Below are 22,169 nucleotides of genomic sequence, written 5' to 3' on the forward strand. Positions count from 1 at the left end.
ACCATGTCACCGGCCTCGGTCTGCCCTGGGGGCGGGGCCGGTACTCGTTCCACCCAAGACCCTTGAGCCGATTCGCACAAGGGCGCCCGGCAGGACGTTCCGGATCGGTCACTTCCGTTTCCTGCCGCGGCCGACGGAGCGCTCCCCGGGCGGGAAACTCCGTTGCACCGCTCACCAGCATCACCCAGGATGCGTCCGTGAGCACGACGGGGGAGACCCCGCAGGCGGCGGTCGCGGCACCCACGGGGGTGGCGCCGGGGGCGCGGCCTGCGCGGGCTCGCCGCGCAGGCCGCGTAAGGATGCGCAGGTCCGGGCCGGGCCGAGCGCCGCGCCGGCCGCTGCCCGCACTGCGTCTCGGCCCGGCGTCCGGCCGGGCGTGCCCCGATGGCCTACAGGCCCCGGGACAGGCGACCGGTGGGGCTTGCGCGCCGCGCACCTGCCCGCCCGCGGTCCGGACCTCCGCGACGCCGCCGCGCGGGCTCGCTGCCGACCGTCACCCCGTCGCCGGGGAGCGGGACGATCAGGTCCAGCCGTAGCGCTCGTGCAGCCGTCGCCGGACCAGGTCGAACCGCATCCGGTCCAGCGCGCACGCCTCCCGGCGCATGCCCTCCTCGTGCAGCCGCAGCACACGGTCCACGGCCACCCACGAGTCCCGGCCCGACCGGTCCCACGGCCCGTCGCCGATCGGCACCCACTCCCGGTCACCGTCGTGCCGCTTGCTGGACAGCCGTACGGCGAGGAGGGTGCCCGCCGTCTCCCGGGCCACGACCAGCACCGGGCGGTCCTTGCCCCGGCCGTCGTTCTCCTCGAACGGCACCCAGGTCCACACGATCTCCCCGGGGTCCGGGTCGCCGTCGTGGGCCGGGGAGTACTCGGTGCGCACCCGGCCGACCTCGCGCGGGTCGGCCTCGGTGGTGGCGTGGGGGCCTTGCCGGCCGGGGATGTTCTCTTCGGTGGAGGTACTCACGCGGGCACCCTAGTGGTCCGCTCCCGGGAGGCGAGGGGCGCCCGTCGCCTGCCGCGTCACTCCGGTGCGGGGTCCGTGCCCGGAGCGGGTGCGCCGCCGATCCACATGCCGGGGCGCCGGCGGTGCACGGTCAGATACGTCAGGCCGTCCGCACCCGCGGCGATGCCGCGCGAGGCGCCGTGCGGCAGCCAGACCAGGGCGCCCTCGGTGAGCGACTCCTCCTCGGCCGACGGGCCTCTGCCGAGGACGCCGTCGCCGGCGACGACCAGGAGCAGCACGTCCAGCTGTGCCTCGGTGTGGACGGTGATCCGCCCGTCCGGGGCGAGCCGGACCACGTTCGCGTCGAGCTGGCGTCCGCTCTCGGCCAGCTTCCACAGCGCGCCGGCCGGCACCGGCGGTGCCTCGGCCAGCGCACGCGTGTCGCACAGGACACGCGGGTCCGCCGGCGTGCGGCCGGCCGACGCGGTGTCCATCGCGGACGGCGACGTCATGGGGTTCCCCTCGGCTCTCGCGTTCTCGTCTGCCCGCTGGGGGCCCCGCCCAGCCTACAATTAATCCATGTAGGGTTCGTGAAAAAGGGGCGGCAGGCAGGAAGAGGTGTCCGGGCGTGACCACGCGGGAGAGCCCACGGCGCCGGGAGGTACTGGACGTACTGCGCGCCGCTCCCTCACCGCTCGGCGTCGCGGAGACGGCCGAGCGGATGGGCCTGCACCCCAACACCGTCCGCTTCCACCTCGACGCTCTGGTGGCCGACGGCCTGGTCGAACGGCGTACGGAGGCATCCGTCGGGCCCGGCCGGCCCCGCACCGTGCACACCGCACGCCCCGGCATGGACCGTGGCGGCCCGCGCGACTACCGGCTCCTCGCCCGCATGCTGCTCAGCCGGTGGGCCGCCGCCGACCCGGCGCAGGCGCGGGCGGAGGCGTTGGAGACGGGCCGCGTCTGGGGCCGCTCCCTGGTGGACCCACCGCCCCCGCACGAGCCGCCGGCCCCCGGGCGTCCGGTGACCCGGCTGCTCGCCCTGCTGGACGGCCTGGGCTTCGCGCCGCAGCCGGAAGGGGGCGGCGAGCCGGACCTGCCGCCCCGGCGGATCCGCCTGCGGCACTGCCCCTTCCTCGAACTCGCCGAGGAACGCAGCGACTTGGTGTGTCCGCTGCATCTGGGTCTGATGCAGGGCGCGTTGGCGGAGCTGGGCGCGCCGCTGACGGCCACCGCGCTGGAGCCGTTCGCCGAACCGGAGTCCTGCGTGGCCCACCTGGCCCCGGCATCCCCGGTCTGAACCGACCGTCCTCATCCTGCCGGCGGGCCTCCGCGAGATCCGACCGCTCACCCGTCCGCTCACCCGTCCGCACCTGCCGGCCCCGGCGGAGAAAGGCCCCACACCGATGAACGCCACGTCCGCCGCCACCGCGAGCGCGGTCACCTTCGTCTGGCTCGGGATGGTGCTGGCGATCTCCTTCCTGGAGGCGCCGCTGAAGTTCCGCGCCCCGGGGGTGACGATCCCCGTCGGCCTGGGCATCGGCCGGCTGGTGTTCCGCGCGCTGAACGCCGTCGAGGCGGTCCTCGCGGTCGCCGTCCTCGCCCCGGTCGCCGTGGGGGACGCTCCCACCGAGGTCCTCGTGCCGGCCGTGGCGGCTGCGCTGCTGCTCCTCGCCCAGGTGGCCGCCGTCCGGCCCCGCCTGAACCGCAGGTCCGACCGGGTCCTCGCCGGGGAGGAACTGCCCCGCTCGCGCAGCCACTTGTGGTACGTGGCCCTGGAGGTCCTGAAGGCCGTGACCCTGGTGGTCCTGGGCGTCGCCCTGCTCACGGTGTGATCCCGCGGCCGGGGCCCCTGGTGGCGCCCCGCGGGGCCCCGGGGCCGGGCGCCCGGTGAGGGACCCGGCCGCACGGACCACCGCCGTCTCAGCCCTCCTGCTCCACGGGCACCTTCTGCACCTTGTGCGAGGCCGGCGTCACCACGCCGTTGTGCGCGGGGGAAACCCCGTTCTCCGGCTGCCCGTTGTCGCCCGTCGAGGCGAGCAGCCTGCGGGCGAGACCCAGGCCCGTGCCGCCCATGGTGAGGGCCTTGGCGAACAACTCGCCCATGCCCTCCGCGCCGTTGAGCAGCACCATGTTGTCCACGTTGCCGAACGCGGACGCGCCCGCCTGGACGATCTCCGGCCACCTCTCGGCGAGTTGCTGGGCGACGACCGCCTCCTGGTTCTCCGCGAGGGCAGCCGCCCGGGCCTTGATGGCCTCCGCCTCCGCCAGTCCCTGGGCCCGGATCGCCTCGGCGTCCGCCAGGCCCTTCGCCTGCGCGGCGGCGGCCTCCGCCTCACCGGTGGCCCGGGTGGTGGCGGCGCTCGCCGCACCCCGGGTCTTGACCGACTCGGCCTCGGCCGCCGCGGCGGCCTTCACCCGGGTCGCCTCGGCGGCCGCCGCCAGCTCGGTCTCCTTCGCCTTGGCCTGCGCCGCCGAGATACGCGCGTCCCGGTCGGCCTCGGCCAGGGTCCGCTTCTCGTACGCCGTGGCGTCCGCCGGCTTGCGGACGTCCGCCTGGAGCTGCTGCTCCCGCCGGTGCGCCTCCAGTTCGGCGACCCGCGTCTCCTGGACGACGACCTCCTGCCGGGACGCCGCCGCGGCGAGCGGGCCGGCCTGCTGGGCCTTCGCCGCCGCCTTGTCCCGCTCGGCCTGGTAGCCGGCCTGGAGGATCTCGCTGTCACGGGTGGCCTCCGCCATCCGCGCCAGCGACTGCTGCTCGGCCTCGGTGGCGAGCCGGTTCGCCTCGGCCTGCGCGATGCGCGCGTCCCGCTGGACGGCCGCCGCGTGCGGCATCGCCAGGTTCTGGATGTACCCGGTCGGGTCCTCGATCTCGTGGATCTGCAACGAGTCCACGATCAGGCCCAGCTTCTCCATCTCCGTACCGCAGGCCGCCCGGGTCTGCCCGGTCAGCTTCTCGCGGTCACGGATCATGTCCTCGACCGTCAACCCGCCCACGATGGAGCGCAGATGGCCGGCGAAGACGTTGTGCACCCGCTCCGCCATCAGCTTCTGCTGGTCCAGGAAGCGGCGGGCCGCGTTCGCGATCGACACGAAGTCGTCGCCCACCTTGAAGATGACCACGCCCCGCACCTTCAGCGGGATGCCCTGATGGGTCACGCAGTCCACGTGCAGCTCGGTCTCGTTCAGGTCCAGCGAGAGCTTGCGCACCGCCTGCACCCCGGGCACCACCATCGTGCCGCGCCCGGTGACGATGCGGAATCCCATGCCCGCCTCGAGCCCCTCGGTGCGGTGTGTCGAACCGGAGATGACGAGTGCCTCGTTGGGCTCGGCGACCCGCCACATCATCTTGAACAGACCGATCAGGACGAGGACGGCAGCCACGACCGCCCCCGCAACGACGCCGACCATCATCGGCATACGCCCCCTTCGCATGGTGCCCGTCCGGCACCGGTCGAAGGGAGTGTGCGCCCGCCCCGGGGCCCCGGAGAAGGCACCGGCGGAACCTTGTCACCATCTTGACGCCGAATGTCCCGGCCGGGGGCTGAGCAGGCTCAACCGCCGTACGCGGCCGTGACGTAGACGGTTCTCGGCGGCAGGTACTCCACCACCATCACCACCGTGCCCGGCGTGAGCCGGCCCGTGCCGTCGGCCGGATGGGCGAGGAAGTGCTCCGCGCCGCCGCGCACCCGCACGATCACCTCGCCGACCAGACCGGGCCCGACCGTCCCCGTCACCCGACCCATCAGCCCGACCATCGACGCGTCGCCCATGGCCCTCAGCGTACGGCGCGAACGCCGTCACAGGGCCGGCCGGTCCGCGTCCGCCCGTGGTGGCGGCCACCGCTCGTGCCAGCGCAGCTCCGCCTCCAACCGGGCGGCCAGCGACACCAGAAGGGGCTCGCTGTGCGCCGGGCCGAGCAGCTGCGCACCCACCGGCAGCCCGGGCCCCGCGAAGCCGGCGGGCACGTTCACGCCCGGCCAGCCCAGCACGTTCCACGGCCACGCGTAGGGGCAGGCGGCGATCATCGCGCGGTCGGTGGCCAGCCCGCCGAGCCCGGCCAGGGCGCCGATCGCGGGCGGGGGAGAGGCCGTCGTCGGCGCGAGAATCACGTCGTACGACCGGAAGAACGCGCCGATCCGCCGGTGCAGCACCGCCTCGGCGCGCCGGGCCACCCGCAGCGGCGCCCCGGCGAGCAGCCGCCCGAGCCGGGCCGTGCCCCGGGTGCGCGGGTCGAGCAGTGCGGGGTCGGGGGCCTCGCGGACCCGCTCGGCGATCCCGGCGGTGGCCCGCGGCAGGAAGGTCAGCCCGATCTGCCCGTACGGCGGATCTGCCTCCTCGACCTCGTGTCCCAAGTCGGCGAGCTTCCCGGCCAGTTCCACGACCCGGGCGCGGATCTGCGGGTGCAGCCGGGCCGGTACGGTGGTGAACGGCGGCTTCAGGGAGAGGGCGACGCGCAGCCGGCCGGGGTCCCGGCCGACCGCGTCCGCCACGGTCAGTGGGGGCGGCCGGTGCGGGTCCCGTTCGTGGTTGCCGCTCGCCGCGTCCAGCAGCAGGGCCGCGTCGGCGACCGTGCGGGCGAGGGTGCCGTGGACCGTGATGCCGTGGAAGGAGTCGCCGCGCGGCCAGGTCGAGATACGGCCGCGCTGCGGCTTGATGCCGATGAGGTGGGTCCAGGAGGCCGGGATCCGGACCGAGCCCGCGCCGTCGGAGCCGAGCGCGGCCGGGACGAGCCCCGCGGCCACCGCGGCGGCGGAACCGCCGGAGGACCCGCCGGGCGTGTGCCCGGTGTGCCACGGGTTGCGGGTGTCACCGAACGCCGGGCCCTCGGTGAACGGCCACTGCCCCAGCTCACATGTGTTGGTCTTGCCGACGATCACCGCGCCGGCCGCGCGCAGCCGACGTACCGCCTCTCCGTCCGCCGCCGCCGGCGGGAAGTCGCCCCGGCAGCCGAACGCGGTCGGTTCGCCGGCCACGTCCATGTCGTCCTTCACCGCCACCGGCACGCCGAGCAGCGGGCGCCGCGCTCCGGCCGCCAGCTCGCGGTCGGCGGCGTCCGCCTCGGCGAGGGCGGCCTCGGCGCGCACGATCCGGAAGGCGTTCAGCGACGGCTGCGTGGCCTCGATCCTGGCCAGGGTCCGCTCCACCAGCGTGCGGGAGGACACCTCCCCGTCGGCGAGGGCGCGTCGGGTGTCCGCGAGACCCGCGGCACGGTCGGGCGTCATGGGGGAGCACCTCCGGGAGGCTCCGGGCACGATGTCTACCGCACGGTAACGTCGAAACGGCGGCCGGTGTACCGATTGCGCCCGGAAGTCGCGCCACACAAGCCCCCCGGCCCACGCCCGCCACCCGGGCGGACCGGGATTCGGGTTCGGGGGCCGCCCCGGGGATGCTTGAACGGTACAGTTTCCGCTGTGGGCCACGTCACAGCAGCGGCGGACGGGCTGGTGGTGGCCCATGTCCACGCGTAGCCGCAGCAGTCTGGGGGGATTGATCGTGCGTGAGATGACGAAGGGTTCGAACGCGACACTGCCGACTCTGAGTGAGCATGTCGCATCGGTGATCGTCAGCCTCCGCTGGGCGAGCCCGAGCGGCGAGGGCGACGCGGACGTGTCGGTCCTGCTGCTGGGCCCGGACGGCCGAGTCCGCAGCGATGCCGACTTCTACTTCTACAACAACCCCGTCGCCGCGGACGGAAGCGTGCAGCTGCTGGGCAAGGTCGCCGCGGAGCAGGGCGACGAGGACCGGATCGGGTTCGACCTGACGGCGGTGCCCGACGACGTCCACCGGATGGTGGTGGCCGCCAGCCGGTACGAAGGCGCGTCCTTCGGTGAACTGGAGGACGTGACGCTCACGTTGTCCGACGGGACCGGTGAGGGACTGCTCCGGTTCGCGGTCGACGACGTGGCATCGGTGAGCGCGCTGATCTTCGGCGAACTGTACCGCCGTGAGGGCGTGTGGAAGTTCCGTGCCGTCGGGCAGGGGTACGCCGAGGGGCTGGCCGCCCTGGCGACGGACTTCGGGGTCGACATAGACGACGACGCGGCGCCGGAGCACATCCTGGACGAGGGCCCGGCCGACGGGGAGGGCCCGGCGGCGGACATGGGCGCAGGCACCCCGGACGGCACGACGGCGCTCGCCGCCGTTCCCTCGCCGCGCCGGTCCGAGGAGGTGACCCGGGCGCCCAGGGCGACGGCACGGCCCCGTACGGCCAAGAAGAAGATCACGCTGCCCCGGGCGGCAGCACCGTCGCTCGCCGGGAACGAGTCCTGGCGCCGGGCCAGGCTGTTCCCCGTCTCCGTGCTCAAGAGCGACCGGGACCGGGAGACCCGGGCCACCTCCGTCCTGCTGTCGGTGATGGCCCAGGTGCCGGAGTTCGGCAGAAGGCTCATGGCGGCGTTCGGCGCGCCGGCGGGCCGCATGGAGACGTTCGCGGAGGTCTCCCTGCCGCACGGGGACACACCGCGGCGTCCGGACGGCGTCGTCCGTGTCGAGCGGGCGGGCAAACTGTGGACCGCCCTCGTCGAGACGAAGACCAACGGCAACGCGCTCAAGAGCGACCAGGTGCAGGCGTACATGGACATCGCCGCGCGCCGGGGCTACGAGGCCGTGATCACCCTGTCGAACGACGTCGCCCTGGAGGGGAGCCCGCTGGTCGACGTCAAGGTCGACGGCCGGCGCAAGCACAAGGTCGGGCTGTGGCACCTGTCCTGGGCGGAGGTCGCCTACCAGGCGCAGGTACTGATCCGCCACGAGGGCGTCGGCAACGCCGCGCACGCCTGGCTGCTCCAGGAACTGCTGCACTACCTCCAGCACGAGAACTCCGGCTGCCACGGATTCCAGAACATGGGCCCCGCCTGGGTCCCGGTCCGCAACGGCATCGACGACGAGACCCTGTGCCACGGCGACCCGAGGACACTGGAGGTCGTGGAGAGCTGGGAGCGGCTCATCCGCCAGGTGTCCCTGGGGCTCGGAGGCGAACTCGGTCGCAAGGTGCTCCCGGTGCAGCGGGGCAGGCGCGGCGGCGATCCCCGCGAACGACGGCAGGCGCAGGCCGACCGGCTCTGCCTGGAGGGCCGGCTCCAGGCGGAACTCCGCATCGACGGGGCGCCCGGTGTGCTCTCGGTGGGCGCGGACCTGCGCACCGGGAAGCTCCGCGTCTCCACGGACCTCCCCGCGCCCGAGCAGGGCTATCCCCTCACCTGGGTGAAGCGGCTCGTCCGGCGGCTGGCGGAGGCGCCCGCCGATCTGCACGTGGAGACTCTGGTCGACGGTGACGCCGTAGGCCCGCGGGGCACGCTGGAGCGGCTGCGCCCCGAGCCGGCGGACCTGCTGCCCCGGGCCGACGGTGCCCGGATCACCGGCTTCCGCCTCTCCCTGTTCAAGGGCATGGGCAGTGGCCGGGGCAGCGCCGAGACCGGCTTCATCCGCAGCGTCGACCAGGCCGTGCAGCACTTCCTCAGCACCGTGGTGGTGCACCTCGACCACGCGCCGGCGCGCCGGGTGGCCGGGAGGGAGGCGCTGGTGTCCGGCTGAGTGCCGGTCCCGCGAGCAGCCCCGGGGTCGTCGGCCGGACAGGCTGCGGGCCGTCCGGAGGCGCGGTCGTCGGCTCAGTCCGCCAGCAGGCGCCGCAGCCAGCCGATCCGGGCCGTGCGGGCCGCCCGGGACAGGGCCGCCTCGGGGGCCAGGGCGTCGAAGCCGTGGCAGCCGCCCGGCCAGACGTGGAGTTCGGCCTCGCCGCCGGCCTGCCAGATCCGGGACGCGTAGGCGACCACCTCGTCCCGGAAGGTCTCCGCCGAGCCCACGTCGAGAAAGGCCGGGGGGAGGCCGGAGAGGTCGGTGGCGCGGGCCGGGGCGGCGTACGGGGAGACGTCCGGGCCGCCGCACCGGTCGCCCAGCAGTGCCGTCCAGGCGGTGTCGTTGGCGGTACGGTCCCAGACGCCCAGCCCGGCCATCTGCCGGCTGGACCCGCTGTCGTTGCGGTCGTCCAGCATCGGGCCCATCAGCAGCTGGCCGAGCGGGCGCGGGCCCCGGCGGTCCCGGGTGAGCAGGGCGAGCGCCGCGGTCAGGCCGCCGCCCGCGCTGGCGCCCGCGACGACGATCCGGTCCGGGTCGCCGCCGATCTCCTTCGCGTGCCGCGCGGTCCACAGCAGCCCGGCGTACACGTCCTCGACCGGCGCGGGGTGCGGGTGTTCGGGCGCGAGCCGGTACTCCACCGACACGACCACCGCGCCCAGTTCGTCGGCCCACGCCAGGGCTTCGGTCACGCCGGCCCGGTTGGAGCCGGCCACCAGGCCGCCGCCGTGCACGTGGTAGATCACCGGCAGGGCCGCCGTGGCGGCGGCGGACGCGGGACGGCACACGAGGAGGGAGACGTCGGGGGCGCCGGCGGGGCCGGGCGCCGTACGGTCCTCCGTCTCGAAGGCGCCGTCCAGGGTGGGGTCGACCAGCTCGACGGCCGCGCTCCGCCGGGCGCCGTCGAGGTCGTCCAGGGTGAAACCGGGCGACAGCACGTCCCGGTACCGCTCCAGTACGGCGGCGAGTTCCGGGTCGAACGGCGGCGGAACCAGGGGCATGCCTCTTCCTCCCGTGAGACGTCCGGCGGCCGGCGGTCCGGTGCGGCCGCGTGACCGGTCGTACGGCGGCCCCCGGCACCCCCTGGAGCGGCGGTGCCGGAACCCGGCCGGCGGACGCGGTCACGACCCGCCTACCCCGCCGGGGCCGGGTCACCTGCGTCACAGGCACCTCACCGTGCCGCCCGGGGACGGCGAAGGGCCGGAGCCGTGGCGGGCTCCGGCCCTTTCGCGGGTCGCACGGTCAGGCCGCGGCGGCCTCGCCCACGTTGCTGTGCAGACGGGCGACGACCTCGGTCAGCTGGGCGGCGACCTCGGCGTCGTCGGACGGGTGGGTCGCGGCGAAGCGGGTCACGGAGCCCGGGATGGAGAGCTTGATGTCCTCGATCACCTTGCCGCCTGCGATGCCCACGGCCTTGCGGGTGTCGTCCTGCGCCCACACGCCGCCGTACTGGCCGAAGGCGGTGCCGATCACGGCGACGGGCTTGCCGCCGAAGGCGCCGGCGCCGTAGGGGCGGGACAGCCAGTCGATGGCGTTCTTCAGGACGGCCGGGATGGTGCCGTTGTACTCGGGGGAGAAGAACAGGAAGGCGTCGGCGGCCTGGGCGGCCTCGCGGAGCTTCGCGGCGGCGGCCGGCACGTCGCCCTCGACGTCGATGTCCTCGTTGTAGAAGGGGACGTCGGCCAGACCCTCGAACAGTTCGACCTCCGCGCCCTCGGGCGCGAGCTTGACGGCCGCCTCGGCGAGCTGGCGGTTGTGCGAACCGGCGCGCAGGCTGCCGACGAGCGCGAGGATGCGGACGGACATGAGAACTCCAAGGGGCTGAAACATTGCTGTCACGAATCCGGACCGAGGTCCGTTTACGTTTCTATCACCCTAAGCGGACCGCGGTCCAGTTTTCTTCCCGATGCTTTACGCTGTCTTCATGTCCCGCGCGCTGCCGCCTTTCCCGAACCCTCAGGAGCCCCTCGGCGAACCCAGGTTGCTGGAGGTCGGTGCCGGCCCCGACGAGCCGTGCCTGCGGGCCGACGCCGCCCGCAACCGGGCCCGGCTGCTGGAGGCCGCGGCCCGGCTGATCGCGGAGCACGGGGTCGCCGGGGTCACGATGGAGGCGGTCGCCGCCGCGGCCCAGGTCGGCAAGGGCACCGTCTTCCGGCGCTTCGGCGACCGCACCGGACTGCTCATGGCCCTGCTCGACCACTCCGCCCGGCAGCTACAGGCCGACTTCGTGGGCGGCCCCCCGCCGCTCGGGCCCGGCGCGCCGCCCCTGGAGCGGCTGCGGGCGTTCGGCGTGGCGGTGCTCTACCGCTCGGCCGAGCAGTTGGACCTGCAACTCGCCGCCCAAGCCGAGCCGGCCCGCCGGTTCGCCCACCCCGCGGTCGAGGCGCTGCGTGTCCACGTCGCGATGCTGCTCCGCCAGATCGTGCCGGACGGCGACTGCGACCTGCTCGCCCAGACCTTGATGGCCTCACTGGACCCGGCCCTGATCCACCACCTGACCCGGCAGTGCGGCATGCCCATGGAACGCCTCGAGAGCGGCTGGACCGACCTGGTCGCCCGGGTGACCCGCACCGGCCCGTATCGCTAGGCCGTCGCGGCGGACGTCGGTGCGCGCCCGGTGCGCGGCGCGCGGCGGCGACTCCGCCCGTCGGCGTACCGGTGCCGGTTCTGTGCAACGGTGAACCACCTTGCCCCGGCTGCTCCCGGTGCCCGGGGCTCTGCCAGGATGCGGTCTGTCATGGTGCAGATACCGAACACGCCCACGAGTGCCGACGTGGCCCGCCTGGCGGGCGTCTCCCGCGCGACCGTCTCCTACGTCCTCAACGACACCGGCGCGGTACGCATCAGCGAGCCGACGCGCCGGCGCGTGCGTGAGGCCGCCCACGAACTGGGGTACGTGCCGCACGCCGCCGCCCGCAGTCTGCGCGCCGGGCACAGCCGCATGGTCCTCATGCCCGCCCCTGCCGTCCCGGCCGGGCCCCTCTACAGCGCGTTCCTCAGCGAGCTCCAGTGGGCGCTCGGCCGTCTGGACTACACCGTCGTGCAGTACGGCAGCGTCGGGCTGGAGGGCGACGAAGCCGCCCGCGCCTGGGCGGAACTGCGGCCGGTCGCCGTCCTGGTGCCCGGCACCGGCCTCGGCCCGCAGGGTGTCGCCGTCCTCAAACGGTCCGGAGCCCGGGCCGTCGTCACCCTCGGCCCCGTGCGCGTCGACGGCGCCCACGCCCTGCTGATGGATCACGACGCCGTCGGCCGCTGCGCCGCGACCCACCTGTACGCCCGTGGCCGGCGCCGGATCGGTGTGGTCGTACCGGCGGAATCCGGGCTGGAGGCGTACTCGCGTCCCCGGCTCGCCGGCGTCCGCGAGGCACTGCGCGGCACGGACGCGACCGTGACCGAGCTGCCGCTCGCCCACACCGAGGAGGCCGCCGCCGAACTCGCCGTCCGCTGGCCCGGGTCGGGCCTGGACGCGGTGTTCGCCTACAACGACGAGTACGCGATGCTGCTGATGCGCGCCTTGCAGGACGAGGGCGTACGCATCCCCGAGGACGTCGCCGTGATCGGCGCCGACGACCTGATGCTGGGCCGGCTGCTGCGACCGCGGCTCAGCACGGTCCACATCGAGCTGCCCTCGGGCCGCGACCTCGCCGGCCTGGTCGACCGAGCCGTACGCGATCCCGGCCGCGAGCCCGAGGTGCACCCCGTGCTGGGGGCCTCGGTGGTGCGGCGCGAGTCGAGCTGACCCGGAACCGAGGCCCCGTACGGGTTACTTCTGCGTCTCGCCCTGCTGGGCGGCGATGCTCTTGCGGACCTCGTCCATGTCGAGGCCGCGGGCCTGGCCGATGAGGTCCGTGAGGACCGGCGCGGGCAGGGCGCCCGGCTGGGAGAAGACCGCCACCTGGTCGCGGACGATCATCAGCGTCGGGATCGACTGGATCTCGAAGGCCGCGGCCAGCTCGGGCTGCGCCTCCGTGTCCACCTTGCCGAACACCAGATCGGGATTCTCCGCCGCCGCCTTCTCGTAGACGGGGGCGAACTGCCGGCACGGGGGGCACCAGGGCGCCCAGAAGTCGATGAGAACGAACGCGTTCTCGCTCATCGTCTGGTCGAAGTTCTCCTTGGTCAGCTCCACGGTGCTGCTCATGGCGTGATTCCCTCTTCCTGGTGTAGGGGTGTGCCGACGGCGGAAACACGGCCGCCGGTCCGCCTATTCCACGCGCGCACGCCTGTGTTCCGCGCGCGTACCCCTGTGGCCACGGCGCACACCACCCACCAGACTGAGCTCATGACGGAAACGGAATCCATCGCCTACGACGTCGTGGTGCTCGGCGGCGGCCCGGTCGGCGAGAACGTCGCCGACCGCACCCGCGCGGCCGGCCTCACCACCGCGGTCGTGGAGAGCGAACTGCTCGGCGGCGAGTGCTCGTACTGGGCCTGCATGCCCAGCAAAGCCCTGCTCAGGCCGGTCATCGCCTACGCCGACGCCCGCCGCCTGGCCGGGCTCCGCCAGGCCGTGAGGGGCCCGCTCGACACACCGGCCGTGCTGGCCCACCGGGACGAGTACGCCTCCCACTGGAAGGACGACGGCCAGGTCGCCTGGCTGGAGGGCACGGGCGCCGACCTCTACCGCGGCCACGGCCGGCTGGCCGGGCCCCGTACCGTCGCCGTCACCGGACCCGACGGCACGGTCACCACCCTCACCGCCCGGCACGCCGTGGCCGTCTGCACCGGCACCCGCGCCCAGCTGCCCGACCTGCCGGGACTGGCCGAGGTCAGGCCGTGGACGAGCCGCGAGGCCACCAGCGCGAAGGCGGCTCCCGGCCGGCTGATCGTCGTCGGCGGCGGTGTCGTCGCCACCGAGATGGCCACCGCCTGGCAGGCCCTCGGCTCCCGGGTCACCCTGCTGGTCCGCGGCAAGGGCCTGTTGAACCGGATGGAGCCGTTCGCCGGCGAGCTGGTCGCCGACGCGCTCGCCGAGGCGGGCACCGACATCCGCACCGGCACCTCCGTCGAGTCCGTCACCCGCGAGAACGGCACCGTCGTGGCCGTCACCTCCGCGGGCGACCGCGTCGAGGCCGACGAGATCCTCTTCGCCACCGGCCGCCTCCCGCAGACCGACGACCTCGGCCTGGACAGCATCGGCCTGAGGCCCGGCTCCTGGCTGGACGTCGACGACAGTCTGCGGGTCACCGGCACCGACTGGCTGTACGCGGTCGGTGACGTCAACCACCGCGCCCTCCTCACCCACCAGGGCAAGTACCAGGCCCGTGCCGCCGGCGCCGCCATCGCCGCCCGCGCCGCAGGCAGCCCCGTGCTGGACGAGCCCTGGGGGGCGCACGCGGCCACCGCCGACCACGACGCCGTACCCCAGGTCGTCTTCACCGACCCCGAGGCCGCCGCGGTCGGCCTCTCCCTCGCCGAGGCGGAACAGGCCGGCCACCGCGTCCGCGCCGTCGACGTCGAGTTCTCCTCCGTCGCCGGGGCGGGCCTGTACGGCGACGGCTACAAGGGCCGCGCCCGCATGGTCGTGGACCTGGAGGACGAGATCCTGCGCGGCGTCACCTTCGTCGGCCCCGGCGTCGGCGAACTCATCCACTCGGCCACCGTCGCGGTCGCCGGCCGCGTCCCGCTCAGCCGGCTGTGGCACGCGGTGCCGTCCTACCCGACCCTGAGCGAGGTGTGGCTGCGGCTGCTGGAGGCGTACCGGGACAACTGAGCGCCGGCTACGGGAGGCGGAAGCCGAGGGCCTCGGCGGCCGCCTCCGGGGACGGCTGCGCCCACAGGGCCGCTACCGCCTCGTCGGTCGACAGGGACCGGATCTCGGCGCGGTCCAGGTACAGCGTGCCGTCGAGGTGGTCCGTCTCGTGCTGGACGATCCGGGCGGGCCAGCCGGTGAACACCTCGTCCAGGGCGCGGCCCCGCTCGTCCTCGCCGCGCAGCCGGACCTCCGCGTGCCGGGCCACCACCGCCTGCCAGCCCGGCACGCTCAGGCAGCCCTCGAAGAACGCGGCCCGGGCGCTGCCGGCCGGCTCGTACACCGGGTTGACCAGGACCCGGAACGGCTGCGGGACCCGGCCCCGGACCACGGCTACCTCCCGCGGCACCGGCGCCGGATCCTCGATCACCGCGATCCGCAGCGGTACGCCGACCTGCGGCGCGGCCAGTCCCACGCCGGGCGCCGCGCGCATGGTGACGCGCAGGGCCTCGATGAACCGGGCCAGCAGGGCGGGGCCGAGCTGGCCGTCGTACGGCTCGGTGCCGCGCCGCAGCACCGGCCGTCCGGCCGCGACGAGGGGCAGGGGGCCGCCGGCGGCGAGGAGTTCCTCGACCCGCTCGGCGAGCGGTGCGTGTTCACGGGGAGGTGCCATCGCGTCAGGATGCCATGCCCGGGCACCGCTCCCCGTGGCGCGGGTCACCGGCCGGCCGGGGGACCCCGCTCCTGCCGGACCCGGCAGCCGGGCCTCGCCCCCGGCCGGCCGGGTCCGCTCGCCTCAGCGCTCCGGGAAGTCTCCCGCGAGCGCCGAGGCGATCCGCAGGTGCCGGCCGGCCTCCTCGTGCCGGCCCTGCCGCTGGAGGGTGCGGCCCAGCATCAGCCGGGCGTAGTGCTCCACCGGCTCTTGCTCCACGACGGTCCGCAACTCCGCCTCGGCGCGCCGCAGCTGCGCCGAGTGGTAGTAGGCGCGGGCCAGCAGCAGCCGGGGCCCGGTCTGCTCCGGCGCCTCCTCGACCAGCCCGGCCAGCACCCGCGCCGCACCCGCGTAGTCCCTGGCGGCGAAGAACAGCCGCGCGCGCTCCCACCGGTCGGCGGCGGTGCCGTGGTCGTAGTACGTGGTCTCCACTTGCGTCTCCACTCCGGGCCTCCTCGTCCGTCCTTGACGCGGCCATAACGGAGTGCAGTTGTTTAATATTCCACTACTTCGGCCGGGTGGCCCGACCGAGGCCGCGGCAGCACGTGGCGTTCGGGGCGCCAGGTGGCGACGAGGGCCGCCGCCAGCAGGAGTTCGGCGATGTCACCGCCGTAGTACATGATCATCGCGCCGCCCTGGACCTGCGGGACGGGGGCGTGGATGTCCACCCAGAAACCGCCGTACATCAGCTGTGCGACGACCGCGTGCACCGCGATGGCGCACCCCAGGTACACCAGCCGGGTGCGCACACCGGGGCGGGCCGGAGCCGGGTCGGGGCCGGCGACGGCGTACGCGAACAGGCAGCCCGAGGCCAGGAAGTGGGCGTGCAGCAGCCAGTGCCCGGCCGGGTGGGCCGTGGCGGTGCCGTAGAGCGGGGTGAAGTACAGGACCACGAGGCTGCCCGTGGACAGCAGCAGACCGGCCGCCGGATGGGCGAGCAGGCGGGCCGGGCCGCTGTGCAGGAACGCGGTGAGACGCCGGGCACGCGCTGCGGGCAGGGCGCGCAGCAGGAGCGTGACCGGCGCGCCGAGCACCAGGGCGAGCGGCGCGTACATGCCGATGAGCATGTGCTGGGTCATGTGACCGCGGAAGTCACGGTGGGCGAGGCCGGCGACGGGCGGCAGCAGCGCCGCCGCCAGCAGCACCAGGCCGGTGCCGAAGGCGGCGGTGCGCCAGGGGTTCCAGCCCCGCACCGGGTTGCGGCGGCGTGCCCGGCGCACCAGCAGCAGATATCCGCCCGCGCACACCAGCAGGGCCAGCGCGGGCAGTACGGTCTCCAGCGGGCCGCCGCCCTCGTGGTGGTGCGGGTGACTCATGCCGGGATGCGGCTGGAGCATCCCGGGGTGCGGAGGGAGGGTGCCGTGGTCCATCAGACGGTGCGGTCCTCTCGGCCCGCGCGGGAGGCCGCCGGGTCGACGGGCCGTGCACCGCGTCGCAGAAGCAGGCCGCCGGCCAGCAGCAGCGCGCCGAGGGCCAGGAAGCCGATGTCCCACCAGACCTGGTACGGCCCGCCGTGCACGTGGTGGATGCCCAGGATCTGGTGATCCAGGAGGCCCTCGACCAGGTTGAACAGCCCCCAGCCGGCCAGGATCCAGCCCCACAGCACCCGTGAGGCCCACACCTGGCGCCGTCCGGTGGTCACCCGGGCGTACAGGACCGAGAGGCCGCTGAGGACGGCGAGCCAGCACACGGTGTGGAAGACGCCGTCCCACACGGTGTTCATCCGCAGCCCGGAGACGGTGTGCGGATCGTAGTACTTGACACCTATGTGATCGTGGTCGGTGCTGGTGAGCATGTGGTGCCATTGCAGCAGCTGGTGCAGCAGGATGCCGTCGACGAATCCGCCGAGCCCCACCCCCAGCAGGATCCCCGGCAGTCGAAGGCCGGGCGGCGCGGTCTCGGTCCTGCTCTCGCGCACGGTGGTCGCCATCGCTCCTCGTCTCGGTCGGTTTCCGGGTTCGTTCCCCGGGGGCCGGTTCCCCCGTATCGGCTGTCCTACCGACAGCTACCAGTTCCCGGGCTCCACCGCTGCGGCACGCTCGGCCATCTGTGGGCGGCCGGCGGCGCGGCCCGGCCGGACCGGGCGGTCGCGCCGGTCCGGCCGGGGAGCGTCTCCCTCAGGCCGTCCGCCCGGCGAAGAAGTCGCCCAGCGCGGACGCGAGCTCCTCGGGCGCCTGTTCGGCCACGTGGTGCCCGGAGTCGATGCCGTGGCCGCGCACGTCCTTCGCCCACCGACGCCAGATCCGCAAGGGGTCCCCGTGGAGGTCCTCCAGATCGTCCCTGAGCGACCACAGCACCAGCGCCGGGCACCGGATCAGGTTCCCGGCGGCCCGGTCGGCCTCCTCGTGCCGCAGGTCGACGGTCAGCCCGGCCCGGTAGTCCTCCAGCATCGCCCGCACCACCTCGGGGTTCCTGGTGGCCTCCCGCCACTCGTCGTGGTTCTCCCGCCCCATGACCCGCGGGTCGCCGCGGTACCAGCTGTCCGGATCGGCGTTGATGACCCGCTCCGGGATGTCCGGCTGGGCGAAGAAGAACCAGTGCCACCACTGCGTGGCGAACTCGGTCGTCAGCGGCGACAGGTGCTCGCTGATCGGGAGGCAGTCCAGCAGCGCCACCCGGGAGACGGCGTCGGGGTGGTCGAGGGTCAGCCGCAGCGCCACGGCGCCCCCGCGGTCGTGCCCGGCGACCGCGAACCGGTCGTGGCCGAGCGCGCGCAGCACCTCCACCACGTCACCGGCGACGGCCCGCTTGGAGTACCCAACGTGGTCCGCCGTGGGCGCCGGACCACGCGAGCGGCCGTAGCCGCGCAGATCGGGGCAGACCACGGTGAAACCGCTGCGGACCAGCAGCGGGGCGACCCGGTGCCAGGTCGCGGACGTGCGCGGATGGCCGTGCAGCAGCACCACCGGCGGACCCTCGCCGCCGTGGCGTACGAAGACCGACGCACCGTCCGTCCGTACCGTGCTGACCTCGAAATTCTCGAACACGGACCACCCCTCCGCTCGTCCCGCCGCCGCGTCGCGGAACGGCTCCGGCCGGCTCGCCGGGGCTGTTCCGCCCGGCAGGGGTACCCGGCCGCCGACGGGAAGAACCCGGCGCGCCCGCGGTACCGCGCGGGCGTGCCCCGGCTCGGACGGAAGGCGGCTGATCACATGCCCGGGACCACGGACGGCCTCACCGACGACACGGTCGACCTCCACTTCATCGGCAACGCGACCGTGCTGCTGCGCTACGGCCCGCTGACCCTGCTCACCGACCCGAACTTCCTGCACCGGGGCCAGTACGCCTACCTCGGCTACGGACTGCTGACCCGGCGCCTGACCGAGCCCGCCGTGCAGCCCTGGGACCTGCCCCGCCTCGACGGGATCGTGCTCTCGCACCTGCACGGGGACCACTGGGACCGCCGCGCCCGACGGCACCTGGACCACGCGGTACCGGTCATCAGCACCCCGCACGCCGCCCGCCGGCTGAAAGTCCTGCACGGGTTCGAGCGGACCGCGGGACTGCGGACCTGGCAGGGACTCACCCTCCGGCAGGGCCGGGCGCAGGCCACGATCACGGCACTGCCCGGCCGGCACGCCAGACAGCCGGTGCTGAGCGGGCTGCTGCCGCCGGTGATGGGCAGCATGATCGAGTTCGGGCCGGTGGGCGGGCCGCCGCGGCTCCGGCTGTACGTCTCCGGCGACACCATGCCCTTCGACGGCCTGGACGAGATCACCCGCCGTTTCCCCGTCGCCGACCTGGCCGTCCTGCATCTGGGCGGCACCCGCCTGCCCGGCGGGTTCGTGGTCACCATGGACGGCGCGCAGGGTGCGGAGCTGGCCCGGCGCCTGGACCCCCGGGCCGTCCTGCCCGTGCACTACGGCGACTACACGGTGATGCGCTCGCCGCTGTCCGCCTTCCTCGCCGAGGCCGGCCGGCTCGGCCTCGGCGAGCGCGTCGTCCACTGCCCGCACGGCAGCCGCGCCCGCCTCTCCGCTGAGCACGGGGCGGCCCCCGTCGTCACCTGACCGGCCCCGGTGCAGTCCCGGGCCGTCCCGGGCCGTCCCGGGCCGTCCCGGACGGAAGCCGGGACGGCCCGGGACGGCCCGCCGGCGAGCGGGTCCTGACGGTGTTTCACCGTCCTGACGGCTCCCGCACGGCCCGTAGCGCCGCCGCGCGTGTGCTCAGCGGGTCACCACATGGCGCTGGTCGGGCACGCAATGCGTCATGGTGAGGCCCTCCACGTCCCGCGGCGGGTTCTTGCCGAGGTTCGCCAGCCGCTCCTTGTCCTCCCCGGTGAGGTCCTGGCCGGCCAGCGGCTCCAGGTCCGCGACGTCCTCCGGGCGGATGCCGAGGCCCTCACCGACCCGCAGCCCGAGGTCGTTCTCCACCAGCAGGAAGTGCCACACCATCCGTTCCTGGACGGGCCGGTCGCACCGCGAGAGCTGGCCCACCATGTTGCGCACCAGGTCGTCGCGCTCCCACTGCTCCATGAGCAGATACCGCTGGCCGGCCTGGAGGTAGTCGTTGGTGCGGGGGATCCGCCTGCGGGTGAGCCGGCCGCGGATCTCCGGGCCCTGCTCGTCGTGCGCCGGGTACTGCGCCTCACGCAGCCCGCCACGGATCGACGGCTCGTAGTTGACGGTGGGGTTCTCCCCGCCGCCGTCGACGTGGTAGGTCATCTGCCCGTCGCGCTGGTTGGTGCGCACCTGGGCGTTCTTCGCGTGGTTGACGGGCAGCTGGAGGTAGTTCGGGCCGACCCGGTAGCGCTGGGTGTCGCTGTAGGAGAAGGTACGGCCGACGAGCATCTTGTCGTCGGAGAAGTCCAGTCCGTCGACGAGGACACCCGTGCCGAAGGAGATCTGCTCGTTCTCCGCGAAGAAGTTCTCCGGCATCCGGTCCAGCACCATCCGGCCCACCGGCTTCGGCGGGAATTCCTGCTCCGGCCAGGTCTTGGTGTCGTCCAGCGGATCGAAGTCCAGCTCGGGGTGCTCCCCGTCCTCCATGATCTGCACGAGCAGCTCCCACTCGGGGTGCTCGCCGCGCCCTACGGCCTCGTACAGGTCCTTCGTGGCGTGCCCGAGGCCATCGGCCTGCACATGGGCGGCGTCCTCCTCGGTCATGGAGCGCACGCCCTGCTTCGGCATCCAGTGGTACTTGACGAGCACGGTGTTGCCCTCGGCGTTCACCCACTTGTACGTGTTCACGCCGAAGCCCTGCATATGGCGGTAGTCGGCCGGGATACCGCGCGGGCTGAACAGGTTGACCAGCATGTGCATGGCCTCGGGCGTCTGCGACATGAAGTCGAAGATCCGGTTCGGCTTCTGCTCGAAGTCCACCGGGTCCGGCTTCAGGGCGTGGATCACGTCGGGGAACTTGATGGCGTCCCGGATGAAGAAGACGCCCAGGTTGTTGCCGACCAGATCCCAGTTGCCGTCCTCGGTGTAGAACTTGACGGCGAAACCCCGGGGATCGCGGGCGGCCTCGGAGGAGTCACGGCCGCCGATCACCGTGGAGAAGCGCACGGCGACGTCGGTGCGCTTGCCGCGCTCCTGGAACAGCTTCGCCCGCGTGTAGCGGCCGATCGGCTCGTCACCCCAGGCGCCGTACGCCTCGAAGAAGCCGTACGTCGTGACGCCGCGGGCGTGCACCACCCGCTCCGGGATGCGTTCCCGGTCGAAGTGGCTGATCTTCTCCAGGAACTGGTAGTTCTCCAGTGTCGCCGGCCCGCGGGCGCCGACGGTGCGCTGGTTCTGGTTGTCGTGGACGGGGTGGCCCTGCCGGTTGGTCAGGGTCCTGCGGTCGTCTCCGGAGGCGGGACCCGTGTTCGCTACGTCCATCATGATCGAGGGCTCCTTGGAACGGGGGAGGCGGTACGGCAAGCGTCGCCGTGGCCGGGGGCCGGGTACCCGCAGGCGCGCGGCCATGCCCGTGCGCGACCCCCGTACGGCTCTCGTGCACGGCGGTTTCACCGCGGCGACAGGTGAGCGTTCCAAGAAGTTCCGTCAGCACCGTTGACTCGGCGTATCGGCGCCCGCACATTACCTATCGGTAGTACCCGCGGTAATCCCGCGACCGGCACGTCACGGCCGTCGTCGTACGTACGCCTGCCCGGCCAGGCCCCGACGGCCGGCGCTCCCCCCGGCTCGAGCCGCCGCAATCTCGCGCACCAGCACGCGTGCGGGCACCCCAGGCCCGCACGCCCCGTGTTCCCCGCCACGAGAAGAGAGAGCACATGCCCCTGCCTGCCCCGCGCCCCGCCCTGCGCCGCCGTGTCCTCACCGCGGCCTCCGCAGTCACCGGCGCGCTGGCCCTCGGCCTCACCGCCGCCCCCACCCCCGCCCACGCCACGGCACCCCTCAAGTACGCGGCCCTCGGCGACAGTTACAGCGCAGCCTCCGGCGTCCTGCCCGTCGACCCCACCAACCTGCTCTGTCTGCGCTCCACGGCCAACTACCCGCACGTCGTCGCCGCGCACACCGGCGCCAGGCTGACGGACGTCACCTGCGGGGCCGCCCAGACCAAGGACTTCACCCACGCCCAGTACCCCGGGGTCGCTCCCCAGGCCGACGCCGTCGCCCCCGACACCGACCTCGTCACGCTCACGATCGGCGGAAACGACAACGGCACCTTCATCAACGCCGTGGTCGCCTGCGGCACCGCGGGCGTGCTCAGCGGGGGCGCGGGCAGCCCCTGCAAGGACAAGTACGGCACCTCCTTCGAGGACGCGATCGACGCGAACACGTACCCGGCGCTGAAGACCGCTCTGCGCGCGGTACGGGCCAAGGCGCCCGACGCCCGCGTGGCCGTCCTCGGTTACCCGTGGATCACCCCCGCGACCGCCGACCCGTCCTGCTTCGCGAAACTGCCTATCGCCTCCGGTGACGTGCCCTACCTGCGTTCGCTCCAGACCCACCTCAACGCCGCCGTCCGGCGCGCCGCCGAGGAGACCGGCACGACCTACGTCGACTTCGCCGAGGCGTCCGAGGGCCACGACGCGTGCGAGCCCGTCGGCACACGGTGGATCGAACCGCTGCTCTTCGGCAGCAACATCGTGCCGGTGCACCCCAACGCCCTCGGCGAGCAGCGGATGGCCGAGCGTGTCGTGAACGCCCTCGGCCTCGACTGAACGCCCGCGGCCTCGTCCTCGGTTCCGTGGGCCTCGGCCGACGGACGCCGGCCCGCTGACCTGCGGGTCTGCCAGCCGTCGGGTGGCCGGTGCGTCGGTCCGCCGGCTTCCCGGCCTTCGTGACCGCACCGCC

General features: G+C 74.0%; 22 protein-coding genes. 8 read left to right on the forward strand and 14 right to left on the reverse strand.

Translation table 11 applies throughout. The features are described from left to right. Positions 1-520: 520 nt before the first annotated feature. Positions 521-967 carry a type II toxin-antitoxin system PemK/MazF family toxin gene (locus tag AB0F03_RS19515; protein ID WP_361993226.1) on the reverse strand — a complete coding sequence of 149 codons (447 nt, stop codon included), beginning with the start codon at positions 965-967 and terminating at the stop codon, positions 521-523. Positions 968-1,023: 56 nt separating this feature from the next. After that, positions 1,024-1,458, reverse strand: coding sequence for a hypothetical protein (locus tag AB0F03_RS19520; RefSeq protein ID WP_361993229.1), 435 nt, complete (start codon positions 1,456-1,458; stop codon positions 1,024-1,026). A 116-nt stretch (positions 1,459-1,574) separates the two neighbouring features. Here AB0F03_RS19520 and AB0F03_RS19525 point away from each other — a divergent pair, with 116 nt between their 5' ends. Both AB0F03_RS19525 and AB0F03_RS19530 read left to right on the forward strand, forming a co-directional pair. Further along, positions 1,575-2,246 carry a helix-turn-helix domain-containing protein gene (locus tag AB0F03_RS19525; RefSeq protein ID WP_361993233.1) on the forward strand — a complete coding sequence of 224 codons (672 nt, stop codon included), beginning with the start codon at positions 1,575-1,577 and terminating at the stop codon, positions 2,244-2,246. Between the two features lie 106 nt (positions 2,247-2,352). Next, the gene (locus AB0F03_RS19530; RefSeq protein WP_361993236.1) at positions 2,353-2,781 is read left to right on the forward strand and encodes a hypothetical protein; all 429 of its coding nucleotides are present in this window, start codon (positions 2,353-2,355) and stop codon (positions 2,779-2,781) included. 88 nt (positions 2,782-2,869) lie between these two features. Here AB0F03_RS19530 and AB0F03_RS19535 read toward each other — a convergent pair whose 3' ends face one another. From AB0F03_RS19535 to AB0F03_RS19545, 3 genes are all read right to left on the reverse strand, one after another. Beyond that, positions 2,870-4,366 (reverse strand): SPFH domain-containing protein, encoded by a 1,497-nt coding sequence (locus AB0F03_RS19535; protein WP_361993239.1) that lies wholly within the window; start codon positions 4,364-4,366, stop codon positions 2,870-2,872. 134 nt (positions 4,367-4,500) lie between these two features. Continuing rightward, positions 4,501-4,719, reverse strand: a complete 219-nt coding sequence (locus AB0F03_RS19540; protein WP_361993241.1) for a hypothetical protein — start codon at positions 4,717-4,719, stop codon at positions 4,501-4,503. A gap of 27 nt (positions 4,720-4,746) precedes the next feature. Further along, positions 4,747-6,171: an amidase gene (locus tag AB0F03_RS19545; RefSeq protein ID WP_361993244.1), complete on the reverse strand. Its 1,425-nt coding sequence runs from the start codon at positions 6,169-6,171 to the stop codon at positions 4,747-4,749. Positions 6,172-6,451: 280 nt separating this feature from the next. Between AB0F03_RS19545 and AB0F03_RS19550 the strand changes: the two genes are divergently transcribed. Further along, the gene (locus AB0F03_RS19550) at positions 6,452-8,482 is read left to right on the forward strand and encodes a TerD family protein (protein ID WP_361993247.1); all 2,031 of its coding nucleotides are present in this window, start codon (positions 6,452-6,454) and stop codon (positions 8,480-8,482) included. A 74-nt stretch (positions 8,483-8,556) separates the two neighbouring features. Here the strand turns inward: AB0F03_RS19550 and AB0F03_RS19555 are convergent, their stop codons facing one another. Then, positions 8,557-9,522, reverse strand: a complete 966-nt coding sequence (locus AB0F03_RS19555) for an alpha/beta hydrolase (protein WP_361993250.1) — start codon at positions 9,520-9,522, stop codon at positions 8,557-8,559. Between the two features lie 241 nt (positions 9,523-9,763). Continuing rightward, positions 9,764-10,327: an NAD(P)H-dependent oxidoreductase gene (locus AB0F03_RS19560; RefSeq protein WP_361993253.1), complete on the reverse strand. Its 564-nt coding sequence runs from the start codon at positions 10,325-10,327 to the stop codon at positions 9,764-9,766. Positions 10,328-10,427: 100 nt separating this feature from the next. On the opposite strand from AB0F03_RS19560, the gene AB0F03_RS19565 reads away from it, so the two are divergent. Together AB0F03_RS19565 and AB0F03_RS19570 are read left to right on the forward strand one after the other, a co-directional pair. Then, positions 10,428-11,108, forward strand: coding sequence for a helix-turn-helix domain-containing protein (locus AB0F03_RS19565; protein WP_361993256.1), 681 nt, complete (start codon positions 10,428-10,430; stop codon positions 11,106-11,108). A 138-nt stretch (positions 11,109-11,246) separates the two neighbouring features. Next, entirely contained in the window at positions 11,247-12,260 is a 1,014-nt protein-coding gene (locus AB0F03_RS19570; protein ID WP_361993259.1) for a LacI family DNA-binding transcriptional regulator, read from the forward strand. Positions 12,261-12,284: 24 nt separating this feature from the next. Here the strand turns inward: AB0F03_RS19570 and AB0F03_RS19575 are convergent, their stop codons facing one another. Next, positions 12,285-12,662, reverse strand: coding sequence for a thioredoxin family protein (locus AB0F03_RS19575; protein ID WP_361993262.1), 378 nt, complete (start codon positions 12,660-12,662; stop codon positions 12,285-12,287). A 141-nt stretch (positions 12,663-12,803) separates the two neighbouring features. Between AB0F03_RS19575 and AB0F03_RS19580 the strand changes: the two genes are divergently transcribed. Next, complete coding sequence (locus tag AB0F03_RS19580) at positions 12,804-14,234, forward strand: NAD(P)/FAD-dependent oxidoreductase (protein ID WP_361993264.1); 1,431 nt, start codon at positions 12,804-12,806, stop codon at positions 14,232-14,234. A gap of 7 nt (positions 14,235-14,241) precedes the next feature. Here AB0F03_RS19580 and AB0F03_RS19585 read toward each other — a convergent pair whose 3' ends face one another. The 5 genes from AB0F03_RS19585 to AB0F03_RS19605 all read right to left on the reverse strand — a co-directional run bounded on the left by AB0F03_RS19585 (position 14,242) and on the right by AB0F03_RS19605 (position 17,912). Further along, positions 14,242-14,886 carry a peptide deformylase gene (locus tag AB0F03_RS19585; RefSeq protein WP_361993267.1) on the reverse strand — a complete coding sequence of 215 codons (645 nt, stop codon included), beginning with the start codon at positions 14,884-14,886 and terminating at the stop codon, positions 14,242-14,244. Positions 14,887-15,009: 123 nt separating this feature from the next. Then, positions 15,010-15,357 carry a tetratricopeptide repeat protein gene (locus AB0F03_RS19590; RefSeq protein ID WP_361993315.1) on the reverse strand — a complete coding sequence of 116 codons (348 nt, stop codon included), beginning with the start codon at positions 15,355-15,357 and terminating at the stop codon, positions 15,010-15,012. A gap of 62 nt (positions 15,358-15,419) precedes the next feature. After that, positions 15,420-16,241, reverse strand: a complete 822-nt coding sequence (locus AB0F03_RS19595; protein WP_361993318.1) for a cytochrome c oxidase assembly protein — start codon at positions 16,239-16,241, stop codon at positions 15,420-15,422. Between the two features lie 53 nt (positions 16,242-16,294). Continuing rightward, on the reverse strand, positions 16,295-16,855 hold the full coding sequence (locus AB0F03_RS19600) for a DUF2243 domain-containing protein (protein ID WP_361993270.1): 561 nt from the start codon (positions 16,853-16,855) through the stop codon (positions 16,295-16,297). Between the two features lie 187 nt (positions 16,856-17,042). Further along, the gene (locus AB0F03_RS19605; RefSeq protein WP_361993271.1) at positions 17,043-17,912 is read right to left on the reverse strand and encodes an alpha/beta hydrolase; all 870 of its coding nucleotides are present in this window, start codon (positions 17,910-17,912) and stop codon (positions 17,043-17,045) included. Positions 17,913-18,077: 165 nt separating this feature from the next. Here AB0F03_RS19605 and AB0F03_RS19610 point away from each other — a divergent pair, with 165 nt between their 5' ends. Then, complete coding sequence (locus AB0F03_RS19610) at positions 18,078-18,935, forward strand: MBL fold metallo-hydrolase (RefSeq protein WP_361993274.1); 858 nt, start codon at positions 18,078-18,080, stop codon at positions 18,933-18,935. A gap of 156 nt (positions 18,936-19,091) precedes the next feature. Here the strand turns inward: AB0F03_RS19610 and AB0F03_RS19615 are convergent, their stop codons facing one another. Continuing rightward, a complete protein-coding gene (locus AB0F03_RS19615; RefSeq protein ID WP_361993277.1) occupies positions 19,092-20,750 on the reverse strand; it encodes a catalase in 1,659 nt (552 codons plus the stop codon). A 392-nt stretch (positions 20,751-21,142) separates the two neighbouring features. Between AB0F03_RS19615 and AB0F03_RS19620 the strand changes: the two genes are divergently transcribed. Then, a complete protein-coding gene (locus AB0F03_RS19620; RefSeq protein ID WP_361993280.1) occupies positions 21,143-22,036 on the forward strand; it encodes an SGNH/GDSL hydrolase family protein in 894 nt (297 codons plus the stop codon). Positions 22,037-22,169: the final 133 nt, after the last annotated feature.

The organism is Streptomyces sp. NPDC028722, assembly GCF_040637655.1.
In the GTDB taxonomy this organism is placed as follows: domain Bacteria; phylum Actinomycetota; class Actinomycetes; order Streptomycetales; family Streptomycetaceae; genus Streptomyces.